At 64.4% G+C, this 13,923-nt stretch carries 12 protein-coding genes; 1 reads left to right on the top strand and 11 read right to left on the bottom strand.

What is annotated here, in order from left to right; all coding sequences use genetic code 11:
* Window positions 1-25 precede the first annotated feature (25 nt).
* The 11 genes from ASC75_RS20670 to ASC75_RS20620 all read right to left on the bottom strand — a co-directional run bounded on the left by ASC75_RS20670 (window position 26) and on the right by ASC75_RS20620 (window position 12,090).
* Complete coding sequence (locus tag ASC75_RS20670; RefSeq protein WP_055979661.1) at window positions 26-1,240, bottom strand: FAD-dependent oxidoreductase; 1,215 nt, start codon at window positions 1,238-1,240, stop codon at window positions 26-28.
* A 63-nt stretch (window positions 1,241-1,303) separates the two neighbouring features.
* On the bottom strand, window positions 1,304-2,368 hold the full coding sequence (gene hemH / locus ASC75_RS20665) for a ferrochelatase (protein ID WP_055979658.1): 1,065 nt from the start codon (window positions 2,366-2,368) through the stop codon (window positions 1,304-1,306).
* Window positions 2,369-2,629: 261 nt separating this feature from the next.
* Window positions 2,630-4,525, bottom strand: a complete 1,896-nt coding sequence (locus tag ASC75_RS20660; RefSeq protein ID WP_055979654.1) for a 5'-nucleotidase C-terminal domain-containing protein — start codon at window positions 4,523-4,525, stop codon at window positions 2,630-2,632.
* 245 nt (window positions 4,526-4,770) lie between these two features.
* Window positions 4,771-5,154 carry a hypothetical protein gene (locus ASC75_RS20655; RefSeq protein ID WP_055979651.1) on the bottom strand — a complete coding sequence of 128 codons (384 nt, stop codon included), beginning with the start codon at window positions 5,152-5,154 and terminating at the stop codon, window positions 4,771-4,773.
* Between the two features lie 160 nt (window positions 5,155-5,314).
* On the bottom strand, window positions 5,315-6,760 hold the full coding sequence (locus ASC75_RS20650) for a homospermidine synthase (RefSeq protein WP_055979650.1): 1,446 nt from the start codon (window positions 6,758-6,760) through the stop codon (window positions 5,315-5,317).
* 137 nt (window positions 6,761-6,897) lie between these two features.
* Window positions 6,898-7,815: a DUF3445 domain-containing protein gene (locus ASC75_RS20645; protein ID WP_055979644.1), complete on the bottom strand. Its 918-nt coding sequence runs from the start codon at window positions 7,813-7,815 to the stop codon at window positions 6,898-6,900.
* On the bottom strand, window positions 7,812-8,099 hold the full coding sequence (locus ASC75_RS20640; RefSeq protein WP_055979642.1) for a type II toxin-antitoxin system RelE/ParE family toxin: 288 nt from the start codon (window positions 8,097-8,099) through the stop codon (window positions 7,812-7,814). Before ASC75_RS20640 ends, ASC75_RS20645 begins: the two co-directional genes overlap by 4 nt.
* A complete protein-coding gene (locus ASC75_RS20635; RefSeq protein WP_156381338.1) occupies window positions 8,096-8,389 on the bottom strand; it encodes a transcriptional regulator in 294 nt (97 codons plus the stop codon). Before ASC75_RS20635 ends, ASC75_RS20640 begins: the two co-directional genes overlap by 4 nt.
* A 54-nt stretch (window positions 8,390-8,443) precedes the next feature.
* Window positions 8,444-9,121, bottom strand: coding sequence for an aminotransferase class IV family protein (locus ASC75_RS20630; protein WP_055980257.1), 678 nt, complete (start codon window positions 9,119-9,121; stop codon window positions 8,444-8,446).
* On the bottom strand, window positions 9,070-10,224 hold the full coding sequence (locus ASC75_RS20625) for an aminodeoxychorismate synthase component I (RefSeq protein WP_055979635.1): 1,155 nt from the start codon (window positions 10,222-10,224) through the stop codon (window positions 9,070-9,072). The genes ASC75_RS20630 and ASC75_RS20625 overlap by 52 nt, the downstream gene beginning before the upstream one ends.
* Window positions 10,225-10,254: 30 nt before the next feature.
* The gene (locus ASC75_RS20620; protein WP_055979632.1) at window positions 10,255-12,090 is read right to left on the bottom strand and encodes a M3 family oligoendopeptidase; all 1,836 of its coding nucleotides are present in this window, start codon (window positions 12,088-12,090) and stop codon (window positions 10,255-10,257) included.
* A gap of 142 nt (window positions 12,091-12,232) precedes the next feature.
* Here ASC75_RS20620 and ASC75_RS20615 point away from each other — a divergent pair, with 142 nt between their 5' ends.
* Window positions 12,233-13,738 carry a sigma-54 dependent transcriptional regulator gene (locus tag ASC75_RS20615; RefSeq protein ID WP_055979629.1) on the top strand — a complete coding sequence of 502 codons (1,506 nt, stop codon included), beginning with the start codon at window positions 12,233-12,235 and terminating at the stop codon, window positions 13,736-13,738.
* Window positions 13,739-13,923: the final 185 nt, after the last annotated feature.

Raw genomic sequence — 13,923 nt, 5'->3', positions numbered from 1 at the left:
AAGGGAGCGGTGAAATGCTCCCGGCTCAGCGCGGGAAGCGGAACAGATCGGCGTCGCTGTCCCGGTTGCCGCACAGGGCGGCACGGACGATCTCGGCGGCGATGCGCGAATAGGTGATGCCATTGCCGCCATATCCCATCACCGCGTGCACGCGCGGCAGGCGGGGAAGCGTGCCGATACAGGGAAGGCCTGTCGCGGTGGTGCCGAACGAACCGGTCCAGGCGAATTCCGGCGCGGTGTCGAGCCGGGGCAGGAGCCGCTTCAGCTTGGCGGCGATGCGATCCGATTTCTCGGCGATCAGCGCATCGCGGCGCGTTTCGTCGGTGAAGTCCTCGTCCTCGCCGCCGCAGATCACCCGGCCGTCGGTTGTCGCGCGCAGATAGAGATACGGATCGGAGGCCTCCCAGATCAGGGCGGCGCCCGGCCAGAGCATGCGTTTCTGCGGCTGCGTGGCGATGGCCCAGGTCGAGATCACCTGATGGTCGGGCACCTGAGGAAAGCCGGGGACGAGCTCGTAGCCGGTGGCGAGTATCGCATGGCTGGCGGTGATGGTCGGGCCGCCGCGTGTCGCGACCGTCACCTCGTCGCGGCTCTCGGCGATGCCGGTGGCCTCGGCCGGGGCGTAGAAGCGGGCCTTGCGTTGGCGTGCCGTCAACAGCAGCCCGGCCGTCAGCTTGCGCGGATCGAGCGCCAGGTTGCCGTGGCTCAGGATCGCACTGTTGCGGGCGATGCCGAACCGTTCGCGCAGTTCTGCCTTGGGGAGATAGGTGGCATGGATGCCGGCGAGCCGCCGCGCCTCGGCCTCGGTGCGTAATCCGCTGGCATCGAGCACATCTCCGGCCAGGTAGAGCGATTGCCGGGTCTCGACGTTGCAGCGTATGCCGAGTTCGTCGATGCGGGCCATGAGGTTCACCACCGCAAGCCGGGAGCGCCGCCAGGCGCGCTCGGCGCGGTCCTTGCCGATGCCGGGCACCAGCTTGGACAGCGGCTTGTCGATCTCGTACTGGACCAGTGCGGTGGTTGCCGAGGTCGAGCCCAGGAGCGGGCCGCGGCGGTCGATGCAGGCGACGGACATGCCGGCATCCGTCAGCGCTTCCGCCACCATGGCCCCGCTGATGCCCATGCCAACGATGGCGACGTCTGCCTTGATGTCGCGCGTCAGCCTGCCGGTCGGAACCGTCGGCGCGCGGTAGGCATACCAGACGGGCCGTCCGGTCCTGAGGTCGAGCTTGCGGGTCACGATTGGCGGGTCTCCCTGGCCCGCGTTCAACGCCGCTCGCCAGTGGAGGTTCCGCCTAGGCGGTCAGACCCAGCCCGACAGTTCGCGCCGGGCGATCGCCTCGATCACCGCCATGCCTTCGGCGCTGTCGTTGAGGCAGGGGATGTGGGAGAAGTTCTTGCCGCCGGCATGGTGGAAGATCTCGGCGTTCTCGCCGGCGATCTCCTCCAGCGTCTCGATGCAGTCGGCGGAGAAGCCGGGGTTGACGATGGCGATCGACTTCACGCCCTCCTTGGCCAGCCGTTCGACCGTCTTGTCGGTGTAGGGTTGCAGCCATTCCTGGGCGCCGAAGCGCGACTGGAAGGTGGTCATCAGCTTCTTGTCGTCCATGCCGAGCCGCTCGCGCAGCAGCCGCGTCGTCTTCACGCAATGGCAGTGATAGGGGTCGCCGCGCTCGAAATAAGGTTTTGGAATGCCGTGATAGGAGGCGAGGATGACCTCCGGCTCGAAAGCGAGCGAAGCCAGATGCTGTTCGATCGAGCGCGCCAGCGCCTCGACATAGACGGGCTCGTCGTAATAGGCCGGCACCGTGCGGACCGACGGCATGGCGCGGATTTTCATCAGCGCGCGGAACAGCTGGTCGCTGGCGGTCGCCGTCGTCGTCGCCGAGAACTGCGGATAGAGCGGGAACATGACGATGCGGTCGCAGCCCTGGGCGATCATCTTGTTGACCGCGCTTTCCGTCGAAGGATTGCCATAGCGCATGCCCCAGTCGACGATCACGTCGGGAAGGTCGCGCAAGGCCTCGGAGAGCTTTTCCGCCTGGGCGCGGGTGTAGGTGCGCAGCGGAGATTCGTCGCGTTCGGTGTTCCAGATCTTCTTGTAGTTCTCGCCCGATTTCTTCGGGCGCGTGTTGAGCACGATGCCGTAGAGGATCGGGTACCACAAAAGCTTCGGCATCTCGATGACGCGCGGATCGGAGAGGAATTCGCGGAGATAGCGCCACATCGACTTCGTATCGGTGCCGTCGGGGGTGCCGAGATTGACCAGGAGAACGCCGACCTTGCCCTTGCGCACCGCCGGATGGCCATGGGGAAATGGGCCGAACGCCTTGGCCGATTTTTCGTCGATGGTCGTGGTCAGGTTCATTCGGTGTCTCCGTTATGCGGGATACCTAGTTGAATGGGGCAGCCGATCAATGTCGCGTCTGGCCGCACCCCGGGAGGGAGTAGCGAATAGGGAATAGCGAATAGTGAGTAGGGCGTAAGATAGTATGAGGCCCTTGGGCCCAAAGGGTGCCCGAGGGGCCACGCACGCTTCTATTCGCTATTCGCTATTCCCTATTCGCCTTTCTCCAAATGCAAAGCCCGCCCGGCATGCCGGGCGGGCTCGTGGGGCAGATGAGCCCTATCAGTTCGTCGACGGGATCGAAAGCGTTCCGCCGATGTGCAGATCCTTGGCCTTGGCGTCGGGATTGGCGTCGGCGATCGCCTGCCACTTGGTGGGGTCGCCGAGATAGGTCTTGGCAAGATCCCAGTAGGTGTCGCCGGCGGCGATGGTGTGCGTCTTGCCGCCGGTGGCGGCGGCACCGGCCGCCGGTTCCGCCGCTGCGGGTGCTGCCGCAGTGTCGGCGGGCTTGGCCGGTTCGGCTGCCGCGGGGGCAGGTTCGGCGGGCGCAGGTGCTGCTGCGACTGTCGCTGCAATCTCGGTGATGCGGCCGTCGAGCTTGGGCGTGTAGGGCCGGTTCTTGGCGAGGTAGTCGGCGACCACCTGTTCGAGGCTCGGACCGTAGTCATAGGCATTGGCGCCATTGTCGGCGAACAGCTTGTAGCCGTCGCCGCCCTGGCGGACGTAGTTGTTGGTGGCGACCGTGTAGACCTTGGCCTCGTCGATCGGCTTCCAGGCGCCACCGTCCATCACCTCGACCGACTTGATGCGGCCGGCATTGGCGGCGACCGACTTGTCGAAGGCGTATTTCAGGCCGGCGACCTGCGGGAACTTGCCCTTGCCTTCCTCGATCTCGCTGACGCCGGCCTCGAGCGAGGCGACGATGTCCTTGCCGGAGAGCTGGAAGGTGGCCAGCGTGTTCTGGAACGGCAGTACGGTCAGCACTTCGCCCATGGTGACGACGCCTTGGTCGATCGAGGCGCGGATGCCGCCGCCGTTCTGGAAGACGATGGTCACGCCCTGGTCCTTGACCCGGTCGAGGATGGCGTCGGAGATCAGGTTGCCCATCTCGCATTCGCGGGCGCGGCAGGTTTCGCGGCTGCCGTCGATGAGCGCGGTGGTCTCGGCGACCTCCTTGTTCTTGAGTTCCTCGATGGGGGCGCCGAGCTCCTTGATGCGGGCGAGCACGGCCTCGTCGGGCTTGATCGAATTGTCGAGATAGATCGGGTCGCCCTTGGCTTCCTTGACGATGCCGTTGTCGTCGAAGGTGACGGTGAACTCGCCGAGATACTTGGAATAGGAAGCGGCCTGGGTGACCGGCACCTTGTAGCCCTCGGGGTTGTCGATCATCGTCGGGTAGGGCCCTTCGGCCTTGGGGTCGGTGTTCGACAAAAGCGAGTGCGAGTGGCCGCCGACGACGACGTCGACGCCGGGAATCTTGGCGATCATTTCCTTGTCGCGCGGATAGCCGACATGGGTGAGCGCGATGATCTTGTTGACGCCCTCGGCCTTCAGCTTCTCGACTTCGGCGGTGATGTTCTTGACGTCGTCCTCGATGGCGATGTTGGGGCCGGGGGAGGCGACCTCGGGCGTGTCGTTGGTGACGGCACCGACGATGCCGATCTTCTGGCCGCCGACCTCGAGCACGAGCGACGGCTTGATGCGGTCGCCGACCTTCGACTGGGCATTGGGATGGACGTTGGCGGAAAGTACCGGGAACTGGATCTTCTCCAGGAACGGCACCAGCGCCTCTTCGCCGTCGTCGAACTCGTGGTTGCCCACGGTCATGGCATCGAATTTCATCTGGTTCAGGAATTCGGCTTCGGCCGCACCCTTGTAGGTGGTGTAGAACAGCGAACCCTGGAAATTGTCGCCGCCGTTGAGCAGCAGCACGTTCTGGCCTTCGAGCTTCTTGCGCTGGTCGGCAATCGCCGTCACCAGGCGCGCGGCGCCGCCGATGCACTCGCCCTTGCCCTCTTCCTCGGCAGAGCAGGTCGATTCAAACTTGTTGTTGCTCTCAATGCGGCTGTGCCAGTCATTGATGTGCAGAATGGTCAACGTGTAGTCGGCGAATGACGGTGCGGCGGAATAACCGAACGCCGAAGCCGACAAAGCCGCAATGGCAGCCAATCTCTTCATGTTGAAATCTCCCGAATGACCCCCGCGAGACGTTTAGCGTCTTCGCTTGACCGGAATGTTACACATTCCTTGGGGCCATGTTCACATTCCGATTTTTCGGATGCAAGGGAGATTCTGAAGCCGAATGGCGGCGCGATCGACTTGCCAATCGAGAGAGCCGGCCAATGCGTGGCAGCAGCGCTCTGCTGTCGAGCTGGAGCGTCAGCGCAAGTGTTGCGCCCGCCTTGGCGGGCGCAAAGCCAGGATCAGGCCGAGCGCCTGGTCAAGGTGAACTGCTGGTTGGTGCCGCTGGTGCAGTTGAGCTGGTTGGCCGAGATCAGCAGGCAATTGAAGCTGATCGGCGACTGGCGGATCAGCGACGTGCCGTTGATCTGCACCGAGTTGGCGCCGGTCAGGATGTAGGTGCCATCGGACAGCTTCTGGCCGGTGTCGGTGGCGACCGTCTGGAATGCGCCAGCCTGGAAGGTCGACAGTCCGGTGCCCTTGGCGTCAAGCCAGGCGCCTTCGACGCCCGTCGGCGCGGGCCGCGAGCCGCCACCCGAAGATCCGCCGCTGGTCGAACAGCCGGCGATGGCGGCCGCAAGCAGGGCGAGTACTCCGGCCGAAGCAATTTTGCGCGAAGTCGTCATCAAGAATCCTCTCCTCAGTCCGCCTGTCTTCAATCGCCCGATTTGGAGATGAAGGCAAGGCTCAGAACAAAATCCCGAAAAGCCATCGGCATTTTCGGGATCGTGTTTCTATAAGGAAATAGAACGCCATTCCGTTCCAGGAATGGCGTTCGGTTGTGCCTTAGCGAACCAGCACGTTGCGGAACTGCCAGGGATCGTCCTTGTCGAGATCCTCCTCGAACAGGCCGGGGCGGCCTTCGAGCGGCGTCCAGTCGGTGTAGTAGCCGTTGACCGGTCCGAGATACGGAAGCTGCACTTCCAGGCAGCGCCTGTAGTCGGTTTCATCGGCCTCGACGATGCCTGCCTCCGGGTTCTCGAATGCCCAGACCATGCCGGCGAGCACCGCCGACGAGACCTGAAGCCCGGTTGCGTTCTGGTAAGGCGCGAGCTTGCGGGCCTGTTCCAGCGACAGCTGCGAGCCGAACCAGTAGGCGTTCTTGTCGTGGCCGTAGAGCAGCACGCCGAGTTCGTCGATGCCGTCGACCAGTTCGTCCTCGTCGAGAACGTGGTGAACCGGCTGCGGCTTGCCGGCGGCGCCGAACATCTCGTGCATCGACAGAACCGCGTCGTTGCAGGGATGGTAGGCGTAGTGGCAGGTCGGCCGGTAGGTCACCTTGCCCTTCTTCGAGCGCACGGTGAAGAAGTCGGAGATCGAGATCGCCTCGTTGTGGGTGACGAGGAAGCCGTACTGCGCGCCCGGCGTCGGGCACCAGGTGCGGACGCGGGTGTTGGCGCCGGGCTGCTCGAGATAGATCGCGCCCTTGTTGCCGTGCTTGAACTTCTTGGCGTTCTTGGGCTTCCACTTCTCGTGCGTGCCCCAGCCGAGCTCGGACGGCTGCAGGCCTTCCGAGATGAAGCCCTCGACCGACCAGGTGTTCCAGAACACGTTCATCGGCTTGGGGTTCTTGGTGCGCTGGGTGTCGCGCTCGGCGATGTGGATGCCCTTGACGCCGGCCTTCTTCATCAGCGCAGCCCAGCCTTCGCGGTCATGCTGCGCCGGCTCTTCGAATTCGATGCCGAGGTCCTTGGAGAGGTTGACCAGCGCCTGCTTGACGAACCACGAGACCATGCCCGGGTTGGCGCCGCAGGTGGAGACGGCGGTGGTGCCGCCGGGATGCTTGCGCCGTTCGGCCAGGAGCGTCTCGCGCAGCGCATAGTTGGTGCGCTCGTCATTGCCGGCGTTGTTGTCGAAGTAAAAGCCGAGCCAGGGCTCGATCACGGTGTCGACATAGAGTACGCCAAGCTTGCGGCAGAGATGCATGAGGTCGACCGAGCCGGTGTCGACCGACAGGTTGACGCAGAAGCCCTGGCCGCCGCCGTTGGTCAGGAGTGGCGTCAGCAGGTCCTTGTAATTGTCCTTGGATACCGCCTCCTGGATGAATTTGATGCCGCGCTCATCCGCGATCTTCCGGTTTTCGTCGCTGGGATCGATGATCACCATGCGCGACTTGTCGAACTTGAAATGGCGTTCAATGAGGGGGAGCGTTCCGCGGCCGATCGAGCCGAAGCCGATCATCACTACAGGTCCAGTAATCTCACCGTAAACGGGCCATTTTTCATTCGCCATTTTTTATGGCACTCCTTCTCACACTAAAAGAGCCGGGCCCCAATTGACCCGGCTTCAACGGCTAAACCATACATGCTTGTCACAATAAAGCGAATCCTCAGCCCCAGATGCTGTGGATGCTGGACGTTATGCCGCTATTAGCCGGCTTTCGCGACGTCGCCGAGGAAGCCGACGAGCCTGTCGCGGTCGGCGGCGAGGCCCTTGTAATCGAGCTGGTCGCGGTCGAGGCTCATCAGCTGTTCGGCGAAGGACGCGGCCAGTCTGGCCCGGTCCTCGTGGCGGGCGAGCACCGCCAGCGGATCTAGATGGATGCGGATCGTGAACAGCACGTCGCCGGAGACGGGCAGCTTGCGCAAGGTCTGCCGCTCGACGCGGATGAAGGCGTGAGCGGCGACGTCGGCGCCGGGAAACGTCGTCGCCGTCTCGGCCGAGCGGGCGAGGCGCTGGCGGTCGGAAAGCGGGTGATAGAGCGAGCCATCCGCCTGGATCGACCAGTTGAAACGTTCCACAAGCACGGCAAGCTTGTCGAACATGCGCGCGATCAGCTCCGCCATGCGGGTGCCGGGGCCGAAGCCGGGCACGGGGCCGTGGATGTCGTGCATCGGCAGGCCGAACTTTTCGGTCAACCTCCAGGACGAGGGAAAGCACAGCGAACCGGCGGCCAGCCGCCAGCCATTCCCGCCCTGCCGCATCAGGATCAGGTCTTCCTGCACCAGCTTCGAGGCGGCGATCAGCGGGTTGTCGCCGGGGTTTTCGACGTCGACCGTGCGGCCCGTGCCGGCAATGGTGCAGCGGCCGTTCTCCAGACTGTAGGTCTCGGGAAAGCGTTCGGTCAGGTGCGCGACCAGAAGGTCGAGCACTTCCCGCTGGGCCGGGCGCGTGTCCGGCTCGGCGACGAAAACCTTGTCGGGCAGTTCGGCATAGAGCCGGTCCTTCTCCGCGAGATAGGCGTCGAGATGGCCGTCGAGCTCGATCCAGTCGCGTGGGTCGGCCTGCTTCAGGCCGATGGCGAAAGGCTTCGAGCTGCCGTCATAGGGCGTGTGGGTGGGGGTCATAGCCAATGTGGTGGACGCATTCGGCTGGTATGGAACAGGCGGATTATCTCGACCGCATCATCTGCAATCCGATAGGGGATGAGAAACGGCAGGCCGGGAACGGACCATTCGCGTATGGCCTTTTCGGACGTGGGCCGGCCGATGGTCGGTTTCTCCCCGGGCAGGGTGATGGCCCTGTCCAGCCGCAGCACAAGTTGACGTGCCGCTTCCTCGCTATCTGCGGCAATATGCGTTTGCGCCTCGCGCAAATCCCTGATCGCGGCTTTCGTCAGCCGGATTTTCATTTGGCGTTCTTGGTGAAGACATCCGGTTCGGGAGGCGGCAGTTCATCCGCAGTTCCCCATGAGCGAAGCCATTTCGACGTCGCTTCCCATGAAATGAACTCACCGCTTTCGTCGGCCTCGTCGACCGCTTCCCGGATCGCAGCCAGATAAGCACGGCGCTCGGCCAGATGGGCCTCGACGGCTTCCTTGACGATGAAGGCGCTCGAACGCTGCGTGGACTTGGCGTAGTCCTCCAACTCCTGCCTGGTTTCAGGAGGAAGCCGCACGGAAAATGTGTTGCTGTTCGTCATTGTCATCTCCGCGAACACACATGAGCACAATGTATGCGCTGGTCGATGAGTGCGTCAAGCCAAGCGAGCCTCGGGGACCCGAGCTCCAATCAGCCCGCGCAGGGAGTTGCCGACGAATATCCTCGGCGCGGCTGCGAGATCGTGGACGGTCACCTTGGCTTCCACGGCCTCGCCCCTGTCGATCATCTCGCCGCGCAGCACGCCTGCCAGCAGGCCGCAGGCGAGGGGTGGCGTCCTGAGCGGGCCGCCGTCGCCCATGTCGATGAAGAGATTGGTGATGGTGCCTTCGCAGACTTCGCCTCCCTCGTTGAGCAGGAGCACCTCGTCGGCATCGTCGCGCGGGAATTCGGCGCGTGCCGCATCGTAGGCCTCGCGGCGCGTGGTCTTGTGGCGAAGCAGCGGGTCGGTCGAGGCGAGGCGCGTGGACGCGATACGCAGCGTCCATGCGGCGTCGGGCACCAGCGGAACGAAGGGTTGGCTCGTAACTTCGGCCTTGCCGTTGAACCCAAGCACGAGCCGGATCCTGAGCGGCGTGTCACCGCCTGTGGCCCCGGCCAAGGCCTGTTCGATCGTCGCCCCGTCGAAGCCGAAGCCGAGCGTCTCGGCCGAGGCCGCGAGCCGGGCAAGGTGCCGGCCGCCGCGCAGGAAGCCGCCTTGCGGCTCCCAGCGCATCGTCTCGATCAGTTCGAAGCCGGAACCGAGCCCGTCGCGAACCGCGCTTTCAGAAGACATTCGGCATACTCCGCTTCGGCGGTCGAATCGAACACCACGCCGCCGCCGACATTGTAGACGGCCTCGCCGTCGGGAAAGAGCGTGATGGTGCGGATCGCCACGTTGAAGCGCATGGTGCCGCCCGGCGCGATCCAGCCGATGGCGCCGCAATAGACGTCGCGCGGCGTGCCTTCGAGATCGTGCAGGATCTCCATCGCCCGGATCTTGGGCGCGCCGGTGATCGAGCCGCAGGGGAAGAGGGCGGCAAACACCTGCTCGATGCTGAGGCCGGGCAGGAGCTTCGCCCTGACGGTGCTGACCATCTGGTGTACCGTCGGATAGCTCTCGATGCGGAACAGTTCGGGCACGTCGAGCGAGCCGACTTCGCTGATCAGCGAGATGTCGTTGCGCAGCAGGTCGACGATCATGCGGTTTTCCGCCTGGTTCTTCTCGTCGTTGCGCAGGAACTCCCTCAGCGCCGCATCTTCTTCGGGCGTCTTGCCGCGCGGGGCGGTGCCCTTCATCGGGTGGGTCTCGATCCAGCCCTCGCTGTCGATGTCGAAGAACAGTTCGGGCGAACGCGACAGTACGACGGGCCCGCCGAGCGAGACCAGCGAGCCGTATTTCACCGGCTGCCGGGCGATCAGCGCGTCGAAGGCGTCGAGCGGCGTGCCGGACCATTGCGCATGCACGGGAAAGGTCAGGTTGGCCTGGTAGCAGTCGCCCTGGCGCAAATGCTGGTGCAGCTTGCTGAACTGGCGCCCATAGTCGGCCTCCGACCACGTCGCCCGCGCATCGAAGATCGGCCCGTTGGTCGCAGGCTCGCGCGACGGCGCGCGATCCCGGTCCGACGGCTGGTCGAACACGCCGAGGCAGACCAGCGGCGTGCGCCGCCCCTCGGGCAACAGCGGCCGCAGCTTCGGCTCCAGCAGGTAGCCGGCCTCGTAGGAGAAATAGCCGGCAAGCCACTTGCCCTGCTCATGCGCCGCCTGGGCTGCCTGCAAGGCCGGGAAGAAATCCGCCGCGTCATGCGCAAGGATGATCTCGCGGGGCGCTTCGAACAGCACCTCGCGGCCAGCGGGGTCGTCCCGGAACAGGACGAATGGAGATGTGGGACCAGTCATGATGTCAGCGTGCTTGCGATAGAACCGGGCTCAGTCCAGCGCTTCCAGTTCGTCGATGAGGTTGCTGATCACGGCAAGCCCCTTCTGCCAGAAGGCGGGATCGGTGGCATCGAGCCCGAACGGCTTCAGGAGTTCGGAATGATGCTTGGTGCCGCCGGCGCGCAGCATCTCGAAATACTTGTCCTGAAAACCGCGCTCGGCATTCTGGTAGACCGCGTAGAGCGAGTTCACCAGGCAGTCGCCGAAGGCGTAGGCATAGACGTAGAACGGCGAATGGATGAAGTGCGGGATGTAGGACCAGAACACCTCGTAGCCGTCGCGCAGCTTGATCGCGGGCCCCAGGCTCTCGGCCTGCACTTCGAGCCAGAACTGGCCGAGCTGGTCGGAGGTAAGCTCGCCGTTCTTGCGCTCGGAATGCACCTTGCGCTCGAACTCGTAGAAGGCGATCTGGCGCACGACCGTGTTGATCATGTCCTCGACCTTCTGGGCCAGCATCGCCTTGCGCTCGCGCTTGTCGGTGGTGCGTTCAAGTAGCGAGCGGAAGGTCAGCATCTCGCCGAACACGCTTGCCGTTTCGGCCAGCGTCAGCGGCGTCGAGGCCATCAGCGCGCCCTGGCCGCCGGCCAGCACCTGGTGCACGCCGTGGCCGAGCTCGTGGGCAAGGGTCATGACGTCGCGCGGCTTGCCCATGTAGTTGAGCAGCACGTAGGGATGCGCCGACGGCACCGTCGGATGGGCGAAGGCGCCGGGCGCCTTGCCGGGTCGCACCGGCGCATCGATCCAGCGGCGGTCGAAGAACGAGCGGGCGATCTCGGCCATTTCCGGCGAGAAGCGCTGATAGGCGGTCAGCACCGTGTCCTTGGCCTCGTCCCAGCCGATGACCGCCTGCGGCGTCTCGGGCAGCGGGGCGTTGCGGTCCCAGTGGTTCATCACCTCGGTGCCGAGCCACTTGGCCTTCATCGCGTAATAGCGGTGCGACAGGCGCGGATAGGCCTCGCGCACGGCGGCGGCCAGCGCGTCGACGACCTCGCGCTCGACACGGTTGGCGAGGTGGCGGGAATCGGCGATGTCCTCGAAGCCGCGCCAGCGGTCGGAAATCTCCTTGTCCTTGGACAGGGTGTTGGTGATCAGCGTGAAGACGCGCAGGTTCTTGCGGAACGTCGCGGCCAGCGCATCGGAGGCTGCCTTGCGCACCTCGCCATCGGGGTCCTGCAGCTTGTTCAGCGCCGGTTCCAGCGTCAGTTCCTCGCCGCCGATGTCGAAACGCAGGTCGGTCATCGTCTCGTCGAAGAGGCGGTTCCAGGCGCCGCGCCCGGTGATCGACTTTTCGTGGAACAACTGCTCGACGCGATCCTCGAGCTGGTAGGGCTTGTCCTTCCTGAGGTCGAGCACCCAGGGCCGGTAGTGGCCGAATTCAGGATCGGCATCGAGCGCCTTGAGGATCAGCGCGTCGTCGACGAGGTTGAGTTCGAGCGCGAAGAACAGCAAATGCGCGCTGGCATCGGTCATCTTTTCCTGGACGTCGCCGTAAAGCTTGGCGCGCTTGGGGTCGGAGGTGTCGCCGGCATAGACGAGCCCGGCATAGGAGACCACGCGCCCGACCAGCTCTTCCAGCGCCTCGTAGGTCTGCATGGCCTGGCCGAGCTTGCCGGCCGTGCCCCGTTCGGCCTCGATGGCCAGGGTGCCTTTCCAGCGCGCCTCGAAAGCCACCGCATCGACTGACGCCTTGTCGAGATCGCGTGCGAGCTCGGGCGCGTCCATGCCGGCATACAGGTCGGCGAGATCCCATTCGGGCAGCTCGCCAAACCCCGCCGCGCCCCTGGCGGAAGCGGTGGCTGACATCTCTTGCCCGGAATTCCAACGCATTGCGTCTTCCTTTTCACGTCCCTGGGCCAGTCGATTCAAATCCTAAGGGATTCGTTCACCGGCTTTTTTGAAACCTTATTTAGAACCCTGTGCCAGGATGATCCACATCCAATCAGCAGCTACGGGCATATACCGGACATTCATGGCAGGTTCGATTCTTATAGTCGATGACGATCCCGTCCAACGTCGCCTGGTCGACGCCGCGGTGACGAAATTTGGCCATACCGCGATCGCCGTCGACGGCGGCGAGGCTGCCTTGCGCATGCTCGACGGCGCGCGCGGCGGCGAGATCGGTGCGCTCATCCTCGACCTGTCGATGCCCGGGCTCGACGGGATCGGTGTGCTCAAGGCGATGCGCGAACGCGACATCACGCTTCCGGTCATCGTCCAGACCGCGCAGGGCGGCATCGACACGGTGGTATCGGCGATGCGCAACGGCGCCTTCGACTTCGTCGTCAAGCCGGCATCCCCGGAAAAGCTCCAGGCGGCGATCGCCAACGCGCTCAAGGTGGAAGCGGTCGAAAATACGGTTCGGCGCACGGCCCGCCGCAGCGGCGGGCTGCTCACCTTCCGCGACATGATCACCAGAAGCCCTGCCATGGACCGGGTCATCCGGCTTGGCCAGAAGGCTGCGGCATCGAACATCCCGATCCTGATCGAGGGCGAATCCGGTGTCGGCAAGGAACTCGTCGCCCGCGCAATCCAGGGCTCGGGCGACCGCCGCTCGAAACCCTTCGTCACCGTCAATTGCGGCGCGATTCCCGACAATCTCGTCGAGAGCATCCTGTTCGGCCACGAGAAGGGCTCGTTCACCGGCGCGACGGAAAAGCATCCGGGCAAGTTCGTCGAGGCCAACAACGGCACGCTGTTCCTCGACGAGATCGGCGACTTGCCGCTCGACGTGCAGGTCAAGCTGCTGCGCGCCGTGCAGGAGGGCGAGGTCGATCCGGTGGGCGGCCGCAGCACCGTCAAGGTCGACATCCGGCTGATCTCGGCGACGCACCGCAACCTGTTGCAGCAGGTCAAGGACGGCAAGTTCCGCGAGGACCTGTTCTACCGCCTCAACGTCTATCCGATCTTCGTGCCGCCGCTGCGCGACCGCCGCGACGACATTCCGCTCCTGGTCGGCCATTTCATCTCGCGGGTCGCACCGGCGAGCGCGCATGGCAGGATCCCGGCGATCTCGGAAAATGCCCTGGCGCTGCTCCAGGCCTATGACTGGCCGGGCAACATCCGGCAACTCGAGAACGCCGTCTTCCGTGCCTGCGTGCTTTCCGAAGGCGACGTGCTGACCGAAGACGAGTTCCCGCAGATCCGCGCCCAGGTGGAAGGGGTCGTCGACCTTGGCGGCCAGGCGAGGCAGGGGCTTGCCGATGTTCCAGCCGACAGGCCCGCGCCGGTCGCGCCGCTGGCCGCCGTGTCGGAAAAGCTGCGTCCGGGCATGCTGCGGGCGCTCGACGAGCGCGGCAATGTCCGTCCGCTGGCCGACGTGGAATTCGAGATGATCCGGCTCGCCATCGAGCACTACAACGGTCAGATGAGCGAAGTGGCGCGGCGCCTCGGCATCGGCCGCTCGACGCTCTACCGCAAGCTCAAGGAATACGGGATCGATCCGGAAACCGGTCGCAGCGAACGACTCGCGTCGTGATGTTTTCCTCGCCGATCTGGAATTAAAGCTTGCGTGTCGCTTGCGGGACGCAGCCAATTGTGGCCGCGCGCCGATTTGTTCAGCGACATTTTTGTCGTATAAACCAGCGGTTTACCATGAAATTCTGAGATTCCCTTTTGCTGGGATATCGCCATGGTGTTACCGCATTTTGCCTTCAATAAGCA

The organism is Aminobacter sp. DSM 101952 (genome assembly GCF_001424795.1).
Taxonomy (GTDB): domain Bacteria; phylum Pseudomonadota; class Alphaproteobacteria; order Rhizobiales; family Rhizobiaceae; genus Aminobacter; species Aminobacter aganoensis.
The sequence above is the reverse complement of the archived record's forward strand: the minus strand, read 5'-3'. Positions and strand labels throughout refer to the sequence as shown.